We start from the raw sequence: 19,079 nt of genomic DNA on the forward strand, positions 1-19,079 counted from the left end.
CGGTGTTGGAGCCGGTGTTGGTAGCGGTCTTGGTGGCGGTGGTGGTGCTCATGAAGCGGATGTACCCGCGGGAAGCTGCACCGAAACACGAGCGAGAGGTCCAGCGAGAGGTCCAGCGAGAGGACCACCGAGAAACGGGGTTAGGTGATGTCGCTGTCAGTGTGCGTGAGGGCTCGCATCTGCTCGAACGACTTGCGCAGCAGTCGTGACACGTGCATCTGTGAGATGCCGACCTCGTCGGCGATCTCACTCTGCGACTTGTCGCCGTAGAAGCGGAGTTCGACGATGCGCCGCTCGCGCTCCGGGAGTTGCGCGAGCAGTTGGTCGATCAGGTGGCGATCGACCGTGTCGCCGTAGCCGGATTCGTCAGCGGCGAGCGCGCGCTGCCGGTCGCTCGCCTGTTCGTCGTCGCCGGTCGACGTGTCGAGGGTGCCCACCTGATACGCAGCGGTTGCAGCGAGCCCACGCAAGACGTCGTCACGCTCGATGCCGAGATGCTCGGCGATCTCGTCGATGCTCGGGCTCTTTCCGGTCGTGGTGCTGAGTTCGTCACCTGCGTTGCGGACGAGGAGGTGGAGGTCTTTGGCGCGGCGCGGGACTCGTACGGTCCATGTCTTGTCGCGGAAGTGTCGCTTGATCTCCCCTTCGATGGTGAGTCCTGCGAACGATCCGAACGCAGCACCGTGTTCAGGATCGAAGCGGTCGACAGCCTTGACCAGGCCGAGCATGGCGACCTGGCGAACGTCGTCGTCGATGCCCCCGCGTGAGTACCGCTTCGCGATGTGCGCGGCGAGGCCGAGATGTCGCTCGACGATCTGGTTCCGGATGCGGCGCGCGCCGGTGGCGCGGAAGCGGACGAACAGTTCGTTGTCCAGATCGTTGTCGTGGGGCCCGCGCCGATTCGCGTCGGAATCAGCGGAGGGGTCTCGTTGGTCGGTGCTGGGTTCGCCGGTACTCGTCGTCGTCATCGATCGCTCACTTCCCGACCTGCGGGACGTCGGTTCGACGAAGGCTCCGTTGCGGTGCTGGTCGTTGCGGTGCCGGTCGTCGTGGTCCCCGTCGTACGGTCGTCTGTCCGGTGTTCATCTGCTGTCCGGGATCCATCTGCGGAGTGAGGGCTGTCGAGTGAGGGCTGTGGAGTGAGGGCTGTGGAATGAGGGCTGTCGAGCGAGGGCTGTCGGGTGAGGGGTCAACTCGCTGACTCGCTGCTTCGTTTGACGAACCGCACGGTGCCTGACTCGATCGTCAGGTCGTCGACGGCCGACCGAAGAATGGTGGCCGCCAACTCGTCGAGTGCGATCGGAGTCGGGCCGATCGCGAAGAACATCGCTCCAACGCAGCCGTCCTCCGGCTCGAACGAGACCGACACGCGGCTCGACGAGTCGAGGTCGGCGATCGACGCGAAGACTTCGCTGACGGCGAGTCGAAGGTCGTCGATTTCGTCGAGCGAGAGTCCGACGTCCGCGCCGAGCGACGCGCACAGCAACCGCAGTGTTGCAGCCATCTCGATGCGTGCGGGCACGATCACTTCGATCGTCCGGTCGATCGCGGACGAGGCCGAGCCGAAGCCGGCCGTTCCGGACTCGGCGCCGCCGAGATCGGGCGGTGTCGTTCCGTCGCTGTGCGCGCTCGGATTCTGGCGGGCGTCGGGAGAGTCAGTCATCGGCGCGAACCGTATCGGGTGCGTCACGGCCGATGCGCCCAGTGAGGGCGCCAGCCGGGCGCTGGAGGTGGCGCACTCGCTGGTGGCGTTGTCGGGGAGCGTGCGGGCAGGCGCAGAGTCATCAGGTCCATGGCATCGTGTCAGTGCATCGGTTCGGGATCAACGGTTCGGGATCATCGGTTCGGGATCATCGGTTCGGGATCATCGGTTCGGGATCATCGGGTCGGGTCGGCGTGAGCCGACGGCGGGTCAGTTCGACAGGCGGTTCTTGATCTTGTCGATACCTTGCTTCACCGCGTCGGACGCCTGGTCGACCTTGTCCTTGGCAGCGGCAGCGCGCTGGTCGTCACGACCCGCTTCCTTGAGGTCGTCGTCGTCGGTGACCGCTCCGGTTGCTTCCTTGGCGCGGCCCTTGATCTCGTCGGTAGTGCTGTCGGTGCTGGTGTTGTCGTGTTGGGACATGGCAGGAGCGTTCCCCGCCGGTTGCGCCGTCAAACCGCGCCGTCCTTCCGACCGCGCCCGCCGGCGTCGGTGAGTGACCGCAGCCATGAGGCCGAGGGTTTGGTCGACGCGGGCGCCGGGGATCGTCGAGCCATGGCGTGCCTCGAACCGATCTCTCGACGACACCGCTCGTCGGATCGCGCACGACACCGTCCGTTTCGCCGCGAACTACCCCGCGAACTACCCCGCGAACTACCCGGCGAACCACCCCGCGAACCACCCCACGAACAACCCGGCGAATTACACCGCGGTTCACGCGGTCGGCGCCTCGCCGGGTGAGCATGCTCCGATGGGCCCGATCGTTGCGGGTGCCTGTTGCCGATGACGTTGTCGATGACGTCGAGACACTCTCGGACGCGTTCGACACGGACGGGCTCGACGGCTGGACCTGGGCGACCGCCGGACTCGTGCTGGCGATCGCCATCGCCGTCGCCATCGTCGTTCGTTGGTCGCTCGGAGCGGTCTTGGTGCGACGCCTCGAACGTTCGCTCGCGATCTTTCTCTCGCGAACGGCGAGCTATGTGGTCGTCCTCATCGGCGTCGTGTACGCGCTCGACCAACTGCGCGTCCGTGTCGGTCCACTGATCGGTGCGCTCGGCATCGCTGGCATCGCGTTGGCGTTCGCCCTCAAGGACATCCTCGAGAACTTCGTGGCCGGGATCCTGTTGCAGATCCAGCGACCGTTCACCTACGGACACGAGATCGAGATCAACGACCAAGTCGGTCGTGTGCAAGACGTCAACGCTCGCTTCGTGACCATGCTGACTCCGAGTGGGGAGACCGTCATGGTGCCTTCCGCGGTGGTGATCAAGTCGGAACTCTCGAACATGACCGTCGCCGGCCGACGGCGCACCGACCTCGAGATCGGCGTGGCCTACGGTTCCGATCTGCGAGTGAGCCGCTCGGTGCTCGAACGAGCGGCCCGGTCGGTCGACGGTGTGCTGGGCGATCCCGGAGCCGAGGTCCTGCTGACCGGATTCGGTGACTCCAGTATCGACTTCGTGGTGCGGTATTGGCATGGACCGTCGATCGCTGAGTTCTGGCGTGTCCGCAGCGACGTCGCGTTCGCTGTCGAGTCGGCGCTCGACGAGGCCGGCATCACGATTCCGTTCCCGCAGCGAACGCTGTGGTTCCCCGACAGATCACCGGCCAGCACCGACGCTGGCGAGAACCCCGAAGAGCAGCCCGAGATCAAGCCCGAGATCAAGCCCGAGATCAAGCCCGAGATCAAGCCCGAGATCAAGCCTGCGGAGTAGTTCGAGATCAAGCCGGGAATGACGCCCGAGGAAGAGCCGCGCGAGATCGCCGGCAGGGTGCCATCGCCCGAGCTGTCGCACCGCGAGCAGTCGCGCGTCGAACCGTCGAATGCGGAGTGGTATCTCAGCTGACGAGCCGGCCCGTCAGCTCGTCACAACAGCTCGTCACGTCAGGTGTTCGTGTCCCAGGCCGGCAGTGGGTCGAAGAAGCGTGTCCAGTGTCGGGGACCCTTCGCCGTCTCGTTGTCGGTCAGGATGCAGCGGTCGAGCGCCGCGGTGAGTGTCGCCTGGTCCATGTCGATGCCGATGAACACCAACTCGGTCATCCGGTCGCCGAACTCGGGATCCCAACGACGTTCGAGATCGGCGCGTTCGTCGTCGTCGAGCTCCCACGACTCCTCCGGCACGGCGGCCAGCCACGGACCGGACGGCTCGAGCACGATCGACGGCCCTGCTTGATGCCAGATCGCCTGAACGTCGGGCCGCGTGGCGAGCCAGAAGAAGCCTTTCGAGCGAAGTACGCCTTCCCAGCAGTCATCGTCGAGCGTCGCTGCGAGCCGGGCCGGGTGGAACGGTCGGCGGGACCGATAGACGAAGTGGCCGATGCCGTACTCCTCGCTCTCGGGCACGGGAACGTCGTTGAGCGCCTGTGCCCAACCGGGGAAGGCCCCCGTGGCCTCGGGGTCGAATCGGCCGGTGCCGAGCAGTCGGTGGATCGGTACGTCGCCATCTAGCGCGGTGATGATCTCGGCATCGGGATTCAACGCCTGCACGAGCGCTTGGACACGCGCCAGTTCGTCGGCCTCGACGAGATCCACCTTCGACACGATCAGCAGATCGGCGAACTCGATCTGGTCGACGATCAGATCCGCGATCGTCCTGACGTCGCTCTCGTCGCGGCCGATCCCGAGTTCGGCGAGTTCGGCGATGTCATCGAAGTGATCGAGGAGTCGAGCCGCGTCGACGACGGTCGTCATCGAGTCGATGTGTGCCCGCTCGAGCAGCGAGTGGTCGTCGCCGGTGTCGAACAGGAACGTCGCGGCGACGGGCATCGGCTCGCTGATTCCGGTCGACTCGATCACGAGATGATCGAACCGTCCTTCGTCGGCGAGGCGGGCGACCTCGTCGAGGAGGTCGTCGCGCAGGGTGCAGCAGATGCAGCCGTTCGTCATCTCGACGAGTCGCTCGTCGGTTCGATCGAGATGAACCTGTCCGGCGACGAGCGCAGCATCGATGTTGATCTCGCTCATGTCGTTGACGATGACGGCCAGCCGCCGTCCCTCGCGGTTCTTGAGGAGCTGGTTGAGCACGGTGGTCTTGCCCGCCCCGAGGAATCCCGACACCACCGTCGTCGGCAACGTCGGCGTCGCTGGCACTGGGGTGGCAGCGGGGGTGGCCGTGGGGGTGGTCGCGGCACTGGCCGTGGGGGTGGCCGTGGGACTGGCCGCGGGGGTGGCCGTGGGGGTGGTCGTGGGGGTGGTCGTGGGGGTGGTCGCGGCACTGGCCGTGGGAGTGGTCGCGGGAGTGGTTGCTGGTGCCGTCATGGTTGGTTTCGTCGTGGTTGATGAGGTCGGTGCGAGTGCGGGTGCGGGTGCGGGTGCGGGTGATGGTGATGGTGATGATGGTGATGGTGATGGTGATGGTGATGGTGATGGTGATGGTGATGATGGGGCGGGTTCAGGGGATCTGGGTTCGACGGCGCTGGCAACGGTGGGTCGGATGTTGGTTGCTGGGGTCGCTCAGGGGCCGACGCGTGGGAACGTGATCGCTACTGCCGTGGCGCTGCGACCGGCGACCGTGTGTGAGGTGGCCGTGTGTGAGGTGGCGGTGTGTGAGGTGGCGGTGTGTGAGGTGGCGGTGTGAATGGTCGTGGTGTGAATGGTCGTGGTGTGACGTGCGGTCGCATCGACCTCGGTTTCATGACGGGTGGTGGGCGAGCGGTCGGTGGCGAGGTCGATGCCCGTGATCGCCCGGGTGATCGTCTGGGCGGCCCGTCGGGCACCCCACAGATTCCCGGCGGCAGGGCCGAGTTGGAGCGCAGCGAGGCGACCGGTGACGTGGATCGGCAGTGTTGCGACCCGAAGGTCCGCGGACAGAACGGGCAGTCCGTCGACCGTCTGGCAGTGTGTCGCGAGGTCGGCGAACGCCGGCCCCGCGTCGAGCGACGGCGTCGATCCTGTGGCGAGCCAGCATCGGTCGGCGCACACCACGCGACGTTCGCCGTCGACGTCCACATCGAGCCGCAGGCGACGCTCGACCTGCAGGTCGATCACCTGGGATCGCTCGAGCAGGGTCAGCGTCGAGTCGTCGATGGCCGAACGCAGCCGTCGCAGCATCGTCGGGGTGATCGATCCACCGTCGCGGGCGGCCGCTACTGCAGCTGCTCGGACGCTCGGGTCGGGTTCAGACTCGAAGTCGGCCAGGAAGCGTGGACCGAGCCAGCCGGCGTCGATGTCGAAGTCGGACCCGCGCAGTGCTCGTCGCACGATCATGGTGACCCTCGCGCCTCGGCGGAGCGCCGCCGTGGTGAGGTGCGCGGCAGTGAGTCCTCCTCCGACGATCACGACATGTTCCCCGCCGAGCTCGACCGCGCTGAGATCGATGTCGGAGGCGTGAACCACCGCGGGGTCGCCGGGGGAAATGACGCGTTCGGCCCAATCGGGCAGGCGCGGGGTCGCCGGGTTGGCACAGACGATCACGTGACGCGCTGCGATCGTCATGCTCGGGATGCCGGTGCTCGGGATGCCGGTGCTCGGGATGCCGGTGCTCGGGATGCCGGTGTTCGGGATGCCGGTGCGGGTCTCGGATGTGTCGTCCGTCGCCGGGAGTCGGATCGAGGAGACGGTGCCGCGTCGGAGGAGTTCGTCGAGGCCGTATCGTTCGACGAGCTCGTCGCAGAAGGAGCGGAACGCCGACGTGAACGGAATGCCGTAAGGCAACCCGGGCGATCCGAGCCGGTGACGCGAGATGTGATCCAACAGCGCACTGGGATCGGGGTCGGGGCTGTGCACCCCGGGGGAGCGCAGCGTGTCGATCTCGAAGCGTGCGAACTGTTCGTTCCAGGTGTCCATCCACGTGCCGGTCGGGTCGACCGCAACGATCCTGTCACGCAGCGATGGCGCAGCCGTCAGGAGATGCGTCATGACCGCCAAGGCCTGGGGGCCAGCGCCGATCACCAGCACCTCGACGTCGGCGGAGCCATCGGCAGCGAGATCGACGACGATCGGCCGTGCGGTCGGCCGTGCGGTCGGCCGCGACGGGACGATCGATGCCGACACCCGAGTAGTCACCCCATCACTCTATGGGAATGAGTCCTAATCCCACCTCGACCGGGTCTCCGACTCCGCCTCCCTCCCCTCGTGCCGATGCCGGTAGTGAGGTCGGCGGAGTTCGAGTTCGAGGCGGAGGGGCTCGTTCATGCGCCAAACGTACGGATGAACGTTCCAAAGGGGCGGTTCGCTGGCATCCTGGGGACATGAGCGATGCGACGTGGGACGAGCGGTATTCGAAGAGTGAGTACGTCTGGACGGACACGGTCAACCAGTTCGTCCAGCAGTACCTGAGCGACCTGCCGCCCGGTTCGGCGGTCGATCTCGGCGCGGGTGAGGGTCGCAACGCGGTCTGGCTCGCTCGTCGCGGCTGGTCGGTCACCGCTGTCGACTTCTCGGCGGTCGGCCTCGACAAGGGCCGCCGCCTCGCGGCGGATCACGAGGTCGACGTCGAGTGGGTCGTGGCCGACGCGACGACGTGGCAGTCACCGCGACCGGTCGACCTCGTCGTGTTGTCGTATCTCCAACTCGAGGTCGACGATCGGCGCACTGCCGTCGAACACGCCGCCTCGTGGCTTGCTCCGGGCGGCCGCGTGTTCGTGATCGCTCACGACCAGTCGAACGTCGAGCATGGTGTCGGCGGACCGCCCTCGACGGCGGTGTGCTACGACGTCGCCGAGACCGTCAGCTGGGTCGACGGGCTCTCGATCCCGCTGGTGGTCGACGTGGCCGAGGTCGCGCAACGACGTGTCGGCGACGAGGTCGCGCTGGACACGCTGGTGATTGCGGTCCGTCCGCGAGACTGAGCGCACCCTCGGCGGAGCCGTGACGCGCCGAGACCGATGGGACCTTTGACGGTGGCGACCAACGTGCACCCTCGACGAAGGTGGACATTGGAGTGGAGCATTCCAGATGACCGACCGGCGCCGTGAGCGTCGGATCGGCGTCTCGTCGCCGCCTCGCCACCTCGGAAGGGGTCGGGCGTCGAGGTCAGGCGTCGAGGTCGGCGTCGAGGTCAGGGAGCCGCTCCGGCAACCCCAGGCAACACACCAGCGAGCAAGAAGGAGCACAACATCATGACGATGTCATTGGACGGAGCGGTGGCGATCGTGACCGGCGCAGCGCGCGGGATGGGAGCCGAGCACGTGCGCGGCCTCGTCGCCGCTGGCGCACGAGTGGTCGCCACCGACATCCTCGACGAGGAAGGCCGCGCCCTGGCCGACGATTTGGGCGACGCCGTGATGTACCGGCGTCTCGACGTCACCGATGCCGACGCGTGGGACACCGTCGTTGCACAGGCGGAGGAAGCGTGGGGGCCGGTCAAGGTGCTGGTCAACAACGCGGGGATCGTGATGTTCGGTCCGATCGAGTCGCTGTCGCCGAGTGACTGGCAGCGCGCCATCGACATCAACCTCACGGGCGTCTTCCTCGGCATGCACGCCGTCGTCCCGTCGATGCGGCGCGCCAACGGCGGCGCGATCGTCAACATCTCGTCGACGGCTGGTCTCCAGGGCTACGCCAACCTGGGCGCCTACGTGGCGAGCAAGTGGGGGGTACGGGGTCTGACCAAGACCGCAGCGTTGGAGCTTGGTCCCGACAACATCCGTGTCAACTCGATCCATCCCGGGCCGATCCGCACACCGATGATCGACGGCGTGTCGCTCGACATGGTCAAGTCGCAGCCGATCCCGAGAGTCGGCGAACCCGAGGAGGTGACGGCGATGCTGCTGTTCATCCTCCAGGACGCGACGTACTCGACCGGTCACGAGTTCATCATCGACGGTGGCACGATCGTCGGCGCCACCGTCGACGTCCCCGACACCTGATCGCCGACACCTGATCGCCGATGCTGCTCGCTCGAGGCGGCACGGGGAGTCTCAGACACACACGTGACCGGCGTCGCAATGCGACTCAGCCGACTTCGAGGAAGCCGCAGGTCCTGGCGAGGGTGATGGCAACGTCGTTGTCGGCGTTGATGAACCAGCCGGGGTCGCCGTCGATGAACCCGACGTAGAAGTCGGCCGTTCCCGCGGGCGTGTCGACCAGCCATCGCCAACCGTTCGTGTCGCCACCGCCGCTGGTGAACCCGCCGTAGTCGGCGCCGCAGTCGAGGAGGAGTTGGTCGAGAATCTGACCGGCCGCGTCGGCCGGTGACCATTCCGGTTGGCCCGGCGAGTTGGGTGTCGTGTTCGTCTCGCTGGGCGTCGTGGCAGGCGTCGCCGTCGGCATGGTGGTAGGGGGATCGGCATCCTCGAGGACGCCGATGATCCCCCGCACCACCGTGAATCCCACCCCGCCGGTGTCTGCGTTGGACGACCACGTCGACGGGTCGGAGTCCCACACGGTGTAGGTCCCGGCTGGGATCACGGCATACGGCGCTGCGTTCCAGTACGCGTTGGCCACGCCACCCTGTCCTTCGGCCCCGACCGTTTGCCACGGTCCGAAGAACGACCCGTCGCTGGCCGTGAGTCCGACCTGGCCGGGGGCGGTCTCCGGACCGTAGTGGTAGTTGCTCACCCACGTGATCAGCGTTGGCGCGTCGACAGTGAACGTGGCGCCAGCGGTCGCGCCCGGCGTCACCGCAAGGATGTTGCCGACGTTGACCAGGTCCACGTCCTGGTCGCTGTCCGGGTCGGGTCCGTCGGCGGTCTCGTTCGCCGTCTCGTTGACGGGGTCGGGCCCAGAGAATCCACCGATCGGCACCTCGATCAGTTCACCCGTGCCGAGTTCGACGACCACGAACTCGTCGCCAACGGGTGTGACCGAGACGATCACGATGATCACGGTGGGGTCGAACTCGGGCCACGGTGTGCCGACGTAGGTGGGCGCGCTCGACAGCGGCTGGGGCGGGGCGAGCGGGTTCCCGCAGGAACACTTCGCTCGGGGCACGCCGGTCTCGTCGACGAGGACGGCGTGTCCGGCCTGGAGGACGGATTGGTGAGGCAGCGCGACGCCGTCGGCGTACCCGTGGTTGGTCACGCGCGTGTCGCGGGTGAGCGTGAGTGGTGTGAGGCTCTCGATGAACTCGCGGAGTTCGCTCGCCTCGATGCGTTGCACGGCGGCCCAGGCCGCACCCTTCGCCGGGTCCGATTCGAGGAACTCGGCGAGTTGCGCCGTGTCACAGGCCGTGACGTCGCGAGTGCCTCCGTAGAGGCCGGGTTCGTTGCCTGCGATCTGCGCGAGCGGAACCTGCTGATCGGACAGCGGTGCCGTGGTGGTCGGCATGGGCAGAGCCGGCAGCGCGACGGTTGGTGACGCCTCGAAGCTGATCCCGACCGTCTCGGTGAACGCCCGGGCGGTCGGGACCCCGACGGGCTCGAGCAACACTTCGCCGGTGCCGAGTGCGGACCCGTCGAGCAGCACCTCACCAGCCGCGACGACCGTGCTCGATGCCGGGCCCGTCGATGGTCCGGCGACGTCGTCATCCCCGCTGCCACCACCATTGCCGCCGAGTCCGAGGGTGACGAGGAGCGCGACCAGGCCAGCGATGGCGACGCCTGAGACGACTCCGATCAGTAGGGTCGGGCGTGCTCGAGCCTCGTTCGAAGCGGGTGGTGAGTTCGGTGTGGGGGACGCACCGTCAGAGGGGGTTGTCACGTCGCTCATGTCTTCTTCGTACGCCCAGCACAGCCCCCAGGTCAGGGGAGAAAGTCACGTCTCGCTCGCCTCGCGTTCGGGCGCCTCGGTGCGCGTCGGCCGTCGCTCCGGGCCGTCGTTCCCGGACGTCGTTCCGTGACGATTCGCCGTGACGATTCGTCGTGAAGATTCGCCGTGACGATTCGCGCAATGCCACAGGAGGAGGCGGCCGGAGCCCGAGACCTCGTCTGCCCCGATCTCGGTCGAGATCGCTGCTGGTCGGCGGTTCGTTGGATGAGTCCCGCCGCCCGTGGGCTGGCGGTGTTGCCGCTTTGCGCTGACGAGGTGGCGACGTTCGCAGCATTCCTCGACCACGGCCGCGACGCGCTGGTCGGCGACCAACTCCGCATGCAGGTCGCCGCTGCGAGCCCCACGACCAGTGGAGTGCTCGCGCACATGGCGACGATGGACCACGGCGGGCCACGATGGACAACGCCGGGACCGGGGCTGGAGCATCGACTCGCCAGCCGTCCCGAGCAAGAGTCTGCAACATCTCTCCGCTCGACGGCCTGTGCTGTCGGCCCAGGCTGCTTCCCCTGGCTTGGCTGGCAGCCCCGCCTGGGACGTCACCTCGGCTCCAGCAGAACGCCAGTAGTGCGCCCGGTTGGTGGCATCACGAGATCGGAGCTGGCATGTCACCGTCGCCGCGGTGTGGCTCGACCAGACCTCGACGCGGACGCCGTCCAACCAGTCGCCGAACACTCCGAGGACTGAGCCGCTCCAGGGCATCTGCCGAGGGCGCCATCTTCGGCCACTTGGCGATCGACGAGTCGCGGCGCGCGGCGCTCAGGTCAGGCGGCTTGGCGTGCTGGGGGTCCGGTGGCCATGACGGTGTTGTCGGGGAGGGTGATGGTGAGTTCTCGGTGGGGGCCGAGGGTGATGTTCCAATTGTCGGCGTGGATGCGTGCGTGGTGGTTGGCGCAGACGGGGAGAAGATTGTGGAGATCGGTCTGGCCGCCGTGCTCCCACCACACGATGTGATGGAACTTGCAGCGGTTGACGTGCACGTGGCAGTTGGGGATGGCGCAGGTGGCGTAGAGCGCGCGGAGTGCCCGTCGCTGGGCGCGGTTGGCGAGGCGGCTGGAGCGGCCGAGGTCGAGCTTGCCGGGAGCGTGGAGCACGATGCCGTTGCGGACGACCACGATGTCGAGATCGACGTTGGACTCGGCATCGCCGATCAGGTCGGCGAGGACCTCGACGGGAACTTCGACGGGGATGCCCCAGTCGACGAGCGGCCCGCCGGCACCGTTGGTTTGGGTGGCGTCGATCACGACGAGCAGATCGGTGCCGACCCTGCCGCCGCTCGGCACGGGCATCGGACGAGCGTCGGCATCGTTGCGCGTCTCCCCGGCGTCGACGAGTCCGCCGCCGGTGACGAGGCGTACCAGAGCCAGGGCTCGGAGGTGTGCTTGTTTTTCGATCGGGTGCTCGGGGCACGTGGTGGGCACCGTTTCGGCGAACAGTTGTTGCACGGTGTGTTCGAGGACGGCATGCAGGTGCGCGCCGGTGACGGGATCGAAGCGGCCCTTGAGGTTGAGCATGCCGTCATCGTCGGTCCAAGACCGCAGTGACGTGGCACGGCGCTGGCGTTCGAGTCGTTCGAGGCCGTCGTGGGCCAGCAGCCGGTTGCAGATCTCGCGGACGCGTCGCCGGAACTGGGTGCGTGTCATCGACGCGGCGGTCGGCATGAGTGCCTCGCACTCGCGGAGGAACTCGCTGCGCAGGCGGGCGGGTACCGATCGGGAAGCTCGCGTCACGATGGTGACGTACTCGTCGGTGATGACCGCATCGTCGAGTGCATCGGCGACTGCCGGAGCGTCGTCGAGGACCCCGGCGGTGTCGAGCAGCGCGCCGGCGGCGCCCATCGAGCCCTTGGTGTCGGCGGCGATCGTCTGTTCCGGGAAGGCGTCGACTCGCCGCACGACTCGTGTCAACTCGGCTTCGGCTGCTGCCAGCCATGCTCGGGTTTCTCGGATGGCGACCATGCCAGCGCGAGCGAGTTGGAGGGCGAGCGCGGTGTCGCCAGCATCGGCCGTCGTGGCGGCCGCGGCACGAGTACGTGCCACGTGTTCCACCCGCTCGACGACCCCGCTGAGATCCATGGTGACCACCATAGGGATGCCCTGTGACAGAGTTGTTCGCAGCACAGCCGACCTACCGAAAAACGTGTGTTCGACCATCGGGCGGGGATCTGGCGCAGTTTGGGCGGTCATCGGAAGGCGGACGGACTCGCCCGTTCGGTCCCGAATTCACCGCTCGACCGGGTCGGCTCAGCGGATGTGCCACGTTGCGCGAGTGCGCGGGCTCGCCGATGCGAACACGACGAACTCGCGACCCGGGCGGTCGGGCGCGTCACGCACTTCGTCGATCACGAACCCGGCGTGCGCCAGCGACTCGTCGAGTTCGTCGAGGGTGCGGAATCGCAGCGTCGAATCCGACTCGATGACGGTGGCGGTGACGGTGACGGTGTCGAGGAACCGGAACGTCCAACGGAACGAGACGAGCGGGGGATCGACCATGGTCAGCTCCACCCAGCTCTCCACGTCGCCTGACCGGGTCGGCGTGATCGTGAGCGATGCGTGCCGCGTCCACTCCGCCCACGCACGCGCTGCTGGGTCGCGTGTCTCGAACACGAGGCGACCATCGGTGCCGAGAGCGCCCTTTGCTGCCGTCAGCGTGGCCGTCCACTCCTCGTCGGTGACGAAGACCTGTGCGACGTTGCCGGTCATCACGACCACGTCGACGCCGAGACGTGGGGCGTCACGTGCGGCGGCGTGGATCCAGCGCACGGCCGCTGCGCCCGGTTTCGAACGTGCGACGGCGAGCGACGCAGCAGCCGGGTCGAGCCCGATGACACGGAGTCCCCGCTGCGCGAGCCGACAGGCGAGTGCACCGGTGCCGCAGCCGATGTCGAGCACGCTCGATGCTCCCAGTTCGGTGATGATCGACTCGTAGAGGTCGAGGTCGTCGCGTTCGCCGTCGAGGTCGTCGTAGATCTCGGCCAGACGCGGATCCGCGAAGATCGGATCAGCTTCCGGCAACTGCAACGGCGGTTCCTTGTCGCTGCTGTCGACCACGACTCCAGTATCGCCGCCTCTCCCGTGTGGCCACGCTGGCGAGCGCTCGATTCCCCTGCCGACGTCTGTGCTCCCTCCCCCACCCCGAGCGGGTCGTCACGGTCACACCGGACCGATCGGCGGGCCCTCGCCCACCAAGGAGCAGATTCCAGATGACGGACCGCAACGATCCGACCCGTGAGCGAAGCGCTGATCGACCCAGCGAGGACCGTGACACGGAGCGGGAGACCGAACGCAAGCAGCCGGAGGACGACACCGCAACCGTGGCGCCCGACCGATCGAGGCTGACCGATCACGACCTCGACGACGACGTGGCCGTCGTCGACAGCGGTGCGGGAGAGAGTTCCACGACGACGGTGGTCGCTGATGGATCGACGGCGACCGCCTACGACGCAACTGCATCCGATGTGATCGTCGTCGACCGCGACCGCGACCGCGACGACAGCGACCGCGTGGATCGGGACGACAGCGATCGTCGTGACAGCACGCTGACGGACGCCACGATGTCGGGAGGTCCCGCCGATCACCTGGGCATGCGCGCCGAGTCGGACGACCACATGCCCGACGGTCTCGGGCACCAGGCACCGGTCGACAGCAGCATGATTCCGGGGTCCGCCGGTGGTGATCTCGCGTCCCCGGGGCTCGACCCGGTGGACATCGGGCTGGACCTGCCGGGCTCCAGCCCGCGTGACGACGAGAAGACGCTCGACCAGAACGAGTCGCCTCTGGATCAGACTCCGGACCCGTACGGCGGCCTCGGAGGCGACCTTCCATCCAGCCTCTACGACAACCCCGCCGTCGTCGGGGCCGATCGCGAAGCGGAGATGGCGGCGGCCGACCCCGACCTCACCGGCATGGTCGACATCGACGGCATCGCGGGCGGGTAGGTCGGCGGCACCATCGACGGCCGCACCCCCTATGGTGCGGGCGCCGACGGCGGTTCCTCTGGATTCCAGGCGACCTCGGGGTGGGGTGGCGGTGACACCCTCGACGGAGCTGCGGGGCTGACCAACGCTCACAATGCAGCCGCAGCGGTGCAGAAGGGCATCGACGATTTCGGGCACGGCAGTTTCACGGTCCACGATGCCTTCACCGGTGAGCCGGTGTACGGCCCCGGTGTGCACAAGGGGGGAGCGGAGTGGGGTCAGCAGGGGGCTGGCAGCAAAGGTGAGTACATCCTCAAGCCGACCGGTGATGCCGGGGGTGACGGTGCGGTCGACGGCGGTGGTGAGACCGCTGCGTCGTCGCACCCTGGGGCCGGAACGGTGAAGGTGACCGACGACGGGGTGTCCGGGGGCAAGGAATCGGCCTACTCGGACGAACCCGCTTGGAAGAAGTTCGCCGACTTCTTCATGGGTGGTGCGTCCGATTCACCGAAGAACGAGGCGCTGAAGCGGGCCGAGCAGGAAATCCAGGCAACTCGGCGCCTCCCCCGGCGCCCGAGAAGCCCGACGACACTCCCGAGACCGAGATGCCGGCCGATCCCGACGCCGGTGGTCCGCCCCCGGCGGGACTGGACTTGTCGACGGAGTGGGCCATCAAGGTGTGGGCGAGGGCGAACGCCGACGCCAACCCGAACCCCATGGCCGATGGCACCGGCCCGGCCGAGGTGATGGCGATCGACGGATTCGTGGAGCAGTACGACGAACCGATGTCAGCGCCCACCCTCGACCCCGACGCGCTGATCGACGAGTACAACGACAGCATCGGCGAGCAGTTCGACGATCTCGACGGCTGAGCATCCCGAGTGGTCGGTCGAGGCGCCAGAGGGTGTCACGCCGCACTCACACCGTGACGCTCACACCGTGACGCTCGTACCGTGACGCTCGTACCGTGACACCCACCCCGTGACAGCGTCGTGCTTCGGCCCTGAACGGCCGAGCGCGGACCTACTCAGTGGGGCCGAGCGTGCGGAGGCGAATGGTTCGGCGAGGATTGCGTACTCGTCGAGGTGTTCGAACTCGGGCAGTGAGTCGACGAGTTCGGTGTTTGGCTCGGTATCCGAGGGGGCGCGTCCGCTGACACGTTCAAACGCGTTGGCCGCAGCGGCGCGACCGAAGCGACCGGCGACCGCGACCTTCCCCAATTCCCTCCATCGGACCCGGAGGGCGAGGCATTCTGGCGGTTGGGTTTGCTGACCACGTACCCAGGCACCGACTCGTTGGTGCACCGCCAACTCGACCTGCTCGACATCGACGACGCCCTGCCTGCATTCCCATCACCTGCCTGCATTCCCATCAGGTGTGTATCTGGTCGGGGACGGCCCCGATCAGGTGCCGCCCGGCAGCTATGTCGCCGAGTCCAGTGCGACCGCTCCGTTCGATGGCTGCTACCGGGAGACGTTGGACCTGACCGGTGACATCATCGACAACAACTTCGTCGGCTCAGGGTTCAGCGTCGTTGCGAACGTGGCGTCGTGGGCGTCAAGGCGTCAACTCCGCTGGCCCACTGACCACTGGCCGGGATTCGGCGACCGATGCAGGACGCCAACCCCACGAGCGACACCGCAACCGCCGCAACGCTCTCCGAGTATCGATCGGGCCCCTTCGCGAGCGAGGTGCATCCCATGATCGATTCGAGAACGGGCGCCCGCCGGCAGTCGCGATCCGGTTGCCAGAGCAACGCTGACTGAGTTCGCCGGGAGCCCGCTCCTGCCGACAGGAGAGGAAATCGAGCCGTCTGGAATCTCGTTCCTTCATCTACGGAATTTTCATCCGCGCTCCATGTATCGGACACCTAGGGTTCAAGCAGGGGGTCTAGAACCAAGACCCATGGAGAACACGCTCGTTGATGCGGCTGCTGAGCCACTGGCCCACGTGAGCTGGGAAGGGCCAACCACGCGTGCCATCCGAGCAGCGTTGTCAGATCTGGTTCCAAGCGAGTTGAAGGTTGCCGAACGGTTCCTGGCCGATCCTCGGACGGTCATGTACCAGTCGATCTCTGAGGTTGCGCTTGCTGCGGGGACGTCTGCTTCGACGGTTGTGCGGGCGTGCCGTCGACTTGGGTTTACCGGTTTCCAGGATCTCAAGCTGTCGCTCGCCCAAGAGGCGATCCCACCCATGCGGCGTCTTCACGACGAGATCGACGAGTCCAGTACGCCGGGTGAGGTATTGGCGGCCGTTCTCGCGGGCGGAGAAGAAGCCCTCCATCACGTGCGGGACACACTGGCGAATGAGGCATTCGAGCGAGCTGTCGACGTCGTCGCCTCGGCTCGGCACGTGATGTTCGCCGGAGTGGGTACGTCGGCGCCGTTGGCGCAGGACGCGGCTTATCGGTTCCTGACCATCGGGGTCGACTCGGACGCGCCCCTTGACGCGCATGTCCAGCACGTTCGAGCCCGATTGCTCGGAGCCCAAGATGTCTGCATTGCGATCAGTCACACCGGTGCGACCCAGGAGACGCTCGCCACGCTCCGCGGAGCCGCCGAAGCGGGTGCGGCAACAGTTGCCGTCACGAGCTTCGTTCGGTCCCCACTCACTGAACTCGTCGATGTGGCACTCGTGGCTGGGAGCCGTGAGTTGTCGTACCGGGTCGAGGCGATGTCGAGTCGCGTCGCCCACATGTGCGTCCTCGATGCGCTGTTCGTTGCGGTAGCGATGCGAGATCCGAATCGTTCGAGCTCGGCACAAGATGCGACCGCAAATGTCTTGTCGGAGCACCGATTCTGATGACGATCTCAAACATCGAGGCGGTGGACGCCTCCGAGCAACAGCACTCAGGACTCGAGACCATCGAGTCGGAGCGGAAGGGTGATCGCCGAGCAGGTTCGCTCCTGGTCGTGCCGGCGATGGTCGGCCTCGGCTTGTTCGTCGTATGGCCGATGGCCGACAACTTTCGACTGTCGCTCTACGACCGCCGCTTGACCCGTGCCGAAGCACCGTTTGAGGGCTTGCAGAACTGGCGCTCGTTCCTGGCGGACGAATCGTTCCGCTCATCGCTGGGTTTCACGGTGCTCTACGCAACCGTGACGGTGACAGTCAGCGTGGCGCTCGCCCTCACCCTGGCCATGGCACTCGTCGACCGGCCGGTGCTACGACGCCTCGTCGGACCGGTGGTCTTGTTCCCGCTCGCCACAGCACTGGTTGTGGCGTCGGTGGGGTGGCGCTTCGTGTTCGACCTACGAGGGGCCCTGAACGCTGCGCTCGGTGTCATCGGTATCGATCGGGTGAACTGGCTCAACTCAACGTGGAACGCTCGTCTCGTCGTGATCCTCGTGGGCATCTGGAGCATGACTGGCTTCGCACTCCTGCTCTACCAGGCTGCGTTGGCAAAGATCCCCGCGGCGGTGTTCGAGGCGGCAAAGGTCTACGACCGCTGGCACGGTATCCGCCCCAAGCTTGCACTGTTTGTACCCCTCGTTTCGCGCACCACAGTTGTCGCTGTGGTGGTCAGCACGATCGTCACCCTGCGCGCTTTCGATCACATCCTCGCGATCACCGAGGGCGGTCCCAACCGCGCGACAGAGAACCTCGCCTTCGTTGCGTGGCAGCGCAGCTTCCGCTTCTACGACCTCGGCGAGGGCGCAGCCGCATCCGCGATCCTCGTCGCTCTCGTGCTGGGTATTGCAACGACTCAGATCCTCCTTCTTCGACGAGTTTCCGCATCGGAGTCGTACGCATGAGTAAACCGATCAGAGCTTCAGGCCGTCAACTCGGGGTGAGCGCCGCAGTGTCGATTGTTGGCGTGTTGTTCGCGCTGCCGTTCATTGCGATGTTCGCCTCCTCGTTCCGTCGTTCGTCCGACGTCCGCGAACAACCACTGAACCCACTCCATGGCGGGCTCACACTCGAGAACTACCGCCAGGTATGGCGAGAGACTGACGTTGTCGCCTACTTCGTCAACTCCGCGATCACGACCACCTCGATCGTGGTGCTCCAGGTGATCCTCGCTGTTGGCGCGGCGTATTCGCTCGGGCACCTTCAACCGTGGGGACATCGTTACCTCAGGGCAGTGATCGTTGTGGTGCTCTCGATTCCTGTGCCGGCGATCGCGATCAGCAACTACCTCGCCCTGGCCCGTTTCGATCTCATCGATACTCGGGCTTCGCTCGTCATCCCGTTCGTGGCGACCGCTTTCGGGGTCTTCCTCCTCACCCAGTACGTGGAAGCGGTTCCGGTCCAGCAGATCGATGCAGCGCGTGCGTTCGGACTCGGTCCGTGGCGACGATTCCGGCTGGTCTTTCTCCCCAACATTCGACCGGGAGTCGCTGCGTTGGCTGCGTTCAGTTTTGTGGGCTGGTGGAACGAGTTCTTCTGGCCCTTCATCGTCTTGCGCACTGATCGGCTCGCAACAGTGCCATTCCTCGTACGCCGATTCGAGATTTCTCCCACGGGCCTCCCTGACTGGGGCCCGCTCATGGCGGCCGCCACGATCACCTTGATACCGGTCGCTGGCCTCCTGGTATTGCTCCAGCGCTCGTTCGCCCAAACCCTTCGCTTCACCGCGAACTGACCCCAACCCCCAACCCCACCCTCGAAAGGGATCCCCATGTCCACTTCACGTGTCCGCCCACGCGGACTTGGCCTCCTTGCGGCACTGAGCGCCGCTTCACTCGCTGCCGCTGCGTGCGGCTCAGACGACGCCAACACAAGTTCCGATACAGCGTCATCTGACGATGCCACGTCCCAGACGACCCCCGAGTCGGAAGCAACCGAAGGGTCGGACGGCGGCGCCGCCG

At 66.7% G+C, this 19,079-nt stretch carries 16 protein-coding genes and 1 pseudogene; 9 read left to right on the forward strand and 8 right to left on the reverse strand.

Features of this window, described 5'->3' with window-relative positions:
- Window positions 1–140: 140 nt before the first annotated feature.
- The 3 genes from ACE37B_RS12625 to ACE37B_RS12635 form a co-directional block, all read right to left on the reverse strand.
- Window positions 141–968, reverse strand: coding sequence for a SigB/SigF/SigG family RNA polymerase sigma factor (locus ACE37B_RS12625; protein ID WP_409923685.1), 828 nt, complete (start codon window positions 966–968; stop codon window positions 141–143).
- Window positions 969–1,189: 221 nt separating this feature from the next.
- A complete protein-coding gene (locus tag ACE37B_RS12630; protein WP_409923686.1) occupies window positions 1,190–1,663 on the reverse strand; it encodes a hypothetical protein in 474 nt (157 codons plus the stop codon).
- A gap of 249 nt (window positions 1,664–1,912) precedes the next feature.
- Window positions 1,913–2,125 (reverse strand): CsbD family protein, encoded by a 213-nt coding sequence (locus ACE37B_RS12635; RefSeq protein ID WP_409923687.1) that lies wholly within the window; start codon window positions 2,123–2,125, stop codon window positions 1,913–1,915.
- 347 nt (window positions 2,126–2,472) lie between these two features.
- Here ACE37B_RS12635 and ACE37B_RS12640 point away from each other — a divergent pair, with 347 nt between their 5' ends.
- Entirely contained in the window at window positions 2,473–3,420 is a 948-nt protein-coding gene (locus tag ACE37B_RS12640; protein ID WP_409923688.1) for a mechanosensitive ion channel family protein, read from the forward strand.
- Window positions 3,421–3,590: 170 nt separating this feature from the next.
- Here ACE37B_RS12640 and ACE37B_RS12645 read toward each other — a convergent pair whose 3' ends face one another.
- Window positions 3,591–4,964, reverse strand: coding sequence for a GTP-binding protein (locus tag ACE37B_RS12645; protein WP_409923689.1), 1,374 nt, complete (start codon window positions 4,962–4,964; stop codon window positions 3,591–3,593).
- 195 nt (window positions 4,965–5,159) lie between these two features.
- Window positions 5,160–6,710, reverse strand: coding sequence for a hypothetical protein (locus ACE37B_RS12650; protein WP_409923690.1), 1,551 nt, complete (start codon window positions 6,708–6,710; stop codon window positions 5,160–5,162).
- 185 nt (window positions 6,711–6,895) lie between these two features.
- Here ACE37B_RS12650 and ACE37B_RS12655 point away from each other — a divergent pair, with 185 nt between their 5' ends.
- Both ACE37B_RS12655 and ACE37B_RS12660 read left to right on the forward strand, forming a co-directional pair.
- On the forward strand, window positions 6,896–7,495 hold the full coding sequence (locus ACE37B_RS12655; protein ID WP_409923691.1) for a class I SAM-dependent methyltransferase: 600 nt from the start codon (window positions 6,896–6,898) through the stop codon (window positions 7,493–7,495).
- Window positions 7,496–7,765: 270 nt separating this feature from the next.
- A complete protein-coding gene (locus ACE37B_RS12660; protein ID WP_409923692.1) occupies window positions 7,766–8,515 on the forward strand; it encodes an SDR family NAD(P)-dependent oxidoreductase in 750 nt (249 codons plus the stop codon).
- An 85-nt stretch (window positions 8,516–8,600) separates the two neighbouring features.
- On the opposite strand, the gene ACE37B_RS12665 is transcribed toward ACE37B_RS12660, so the two are convergent.
- The 3 genes from ACE37B_RS12665 to ACE37B_RS12675 form a co-directional block, all read right to left on the reverse strand.
- Window positions 8,601–10,295: a DUF6777 domain-containing protein gene (locus tag ACE37B_RS12665; RefSeq protein WP_409923693.1), complete on the reverse strand. Its 1,695-nt coding sequence runs from the start codon at window positions 10,293–10,295 to the stop codon at window positions 8,601–8,603.
- 821 nt (window positions 10,296–11,116) lie between these two features.
- Window positions 11,117–12,427, reverse strand: coding sequence for a DUF222 domain-containing protein (locus tag ACE37B_RS12670; protein ID WP_409923694.1), 1,311 nt, complete (start codon window positions 12,425–12,427; stop codon window positions 11,117–11,119).
- Between the two features lie 168 nt (window positions 12,428–12,595).
- Complete coding sequence (locus ACE37B_RS12675; protein WP_409923695.1) at window positions 12,596–13,402, reverse strand: class I SAM-dependent methyltransferase; 807 nt, start codon at window positions 13,400–13,402, stop codon at window positions 12,596–12,598.
- A 152-nt stretch (window positions 13,403–13,554) separates the two neighbouring features.
- Between ACE37B_RS12675 and ACE37B_RS12680 the strand changes: the two genes are divergently transcribed.
- The 6 genes and pseudogenes from ACE37B_RS12680 to ACE37B_RS12705 all read left to right on the forward strand — a co-directional run bounded on the left by ACE37B_RS12680 (window position 13,555) and on the right by ACE37B_RS12705 (window position 18,853).
- Window positions 13,555–14,289, forward strand: a complete 735-nt coding sequence (locus ACE37B_RS12680; RefSeq protein ID WP_409923696.1) for a hypothetical protein — start codon at window positions 13,555–13,557, stop codon at window positions 14,287–14,289.
- A 584-nt stretch (window positions 14,290–14,873) separates the two neighbouring features.
- A complete protein-coding gene (locus ACE37B_RS12685; protein WP_409923697.1) occupies window positions 14,874–15,140 on the forward strand; it encodes a hypothetical protein in 267 nt (88 codons plus the stop codon).
- A 1,033-nt stretch (window positions 15,141–16,173) separates the two neighbouring features.
- Window positions 16,174–16,437, forward strand: a pseudogene (locus tag ACE37B_RS12690) (MurR/RpiR family transcriptional regulator); the annotation flags it as partial.
- A gap of 24 nt (window positions 16,438–16,461) precedes the next feature.
- Window positions 16,462–17,070 carry a MurR/RpiR family transcriptional regulator gene (locus tag ACE37B_RS12695; RefSeq protein WP_409924335.1) on the forward strand — a complete coding sequence of 203 codons (609 nt, stop codon included), beginning with the start codon at window positions 16,462–16,464 and terminating at the stop codon, window positions 17,068–17,070.
- Window positions 17,070–18,023: a carbohydrate ABC transporter permease gene (locus ACE37B_RS12700; RefSeq protein ID WP_409923698.1), complete on the forward strand. Its 954-nt coding sequence runs from the start codon at window positions 17,070–17,072 to the stop codon at window positions 18,021–18,023. The genes ACE37B_RS12695 and ACE37B_RS12700 overlap by 1 nt, the downstream gene beginning before the upstream one ends.
- Window positions 18,020–18,853, forward strand: a complete 834-nt coding sequence (locus ACE37B_RS12705) for a carbohydrate ABC transporter permease (RefSeq protein ID WP_409923699.1) — start codon at window positions 18,020–18,022, stop codon at window positions 18,851–18,853. The genes ACE37B_RS12700 and ACE37B_RS12705 overlap by 4 nt, the downstream gene beginning before the upstream one ends.
- Window positions 18,854–19,079: the final 226 nt, after the last annotated feature.

Source organism: Ilumatobacter sp. (assembly GCF_046290335.1).
Classification (GTDB): domain Bacteria; phylum Actinomycetota; class Acidimicrobiia; order Acidimicrobiales; family Ilumatobacteraceae; genus Ilumatobacter_A.

Excerpts from the sequence above, each read along its gene's own strand:
- ACE37B_RS12625 (WP_409923685.1), bottom strand. The coding sequence starts at position 968 with ATGACGACGACGAGTACCGGCGAACCCAGCACCGACCAACGAGACCCC.
- ACE37B_RS12630 (WP_409923686.1), bottom strand. The coding sequence starts at position 1,663 with ATGACTGACTCTCCCGACGCCCGCCAGAATCCGAGCGCGCACAGCGAC.
- ACE37B_RS12635 (WP_409923687.1), bottom strand. The coding sequence starts at position 2,125 with ATGTCCCAACACGACAACACCAGCACCGACAGCACTACCGACGAGATC.
- ACE37B_RS12645 (WP_409923689.1), bottom strand. The coding sequence starts at position 4,964 with ATGACGGCACCAGCAACCACTCCCGCGACCACTCCCACGGCCAGTGCC.
- ACE37B_RS12655 (WP_409923691.1), top strand. The coding sequence starts at position 6,896 with ATGAGCGATGCGACGTGGGACGAGCGGTATTCGAAGAGTGAGTACGTC.
- ACE37B_RS12660 (WP_409923692.1), top strand. The coding sequence starts at position 7,766 with ATGACGATGTCATTGGACGGAGCGGTGGCGATCGTGACCGGCGCAGCG.
- ACE37B_RS12665 (WP_409923693.1), bottom strand. The coding sequence starts at position 10,295 with ATGAGCGACGTGACAACCCCCTCTGACGGTGCGTCCCCCACACCGAAC.
- ACE37B_RS12670 (WP_409923694.1), bottom strand. The coding sequence starts at position 12,427 with ATGGATCTCAGCGGGGTCGTCGAGCGGGTGGAACACGTGGCACGTACT.
- ACE37B_RS12680 (WP_409923696.1), top strand. The coding sequence starts at position 13,555 with ATGACGGACCGCAACGATCCGACCCGTGAGCGAAGCGCTGATCGACCC.
- ACE37B_RS12685 (WP_409923697.1), top strand. The coding sequence starts at position 14,874 with ATGCCGGCCGATCCCGACGCCGGTGGTCCGCCCCCGGCGGGACTGGAC.
- ACE37B_RS12695 (WP_409924335.1), top strand. The coding sequence starts at position 16,462 with ATGCGGCGTCTTCACGACGAGATCGACGAGTCCAGTACGCCGGGTGAG.
- ACE37B_RS12700 (WP_409923698.1), top strand. The coding sequence starts at position 17,070 with ATGACGATCTCAAACATCGAGGCGGTGGACGCCTCCGAGCAACAGCAC.
- ACE37B_RS12705 (WP_409923699.1), top strand. The coding sequence starts at position 18,020 with ATGAGTAAACCGATCAGAGCTTCAGGCCGTCAACTCGGGGTGAGCGCC.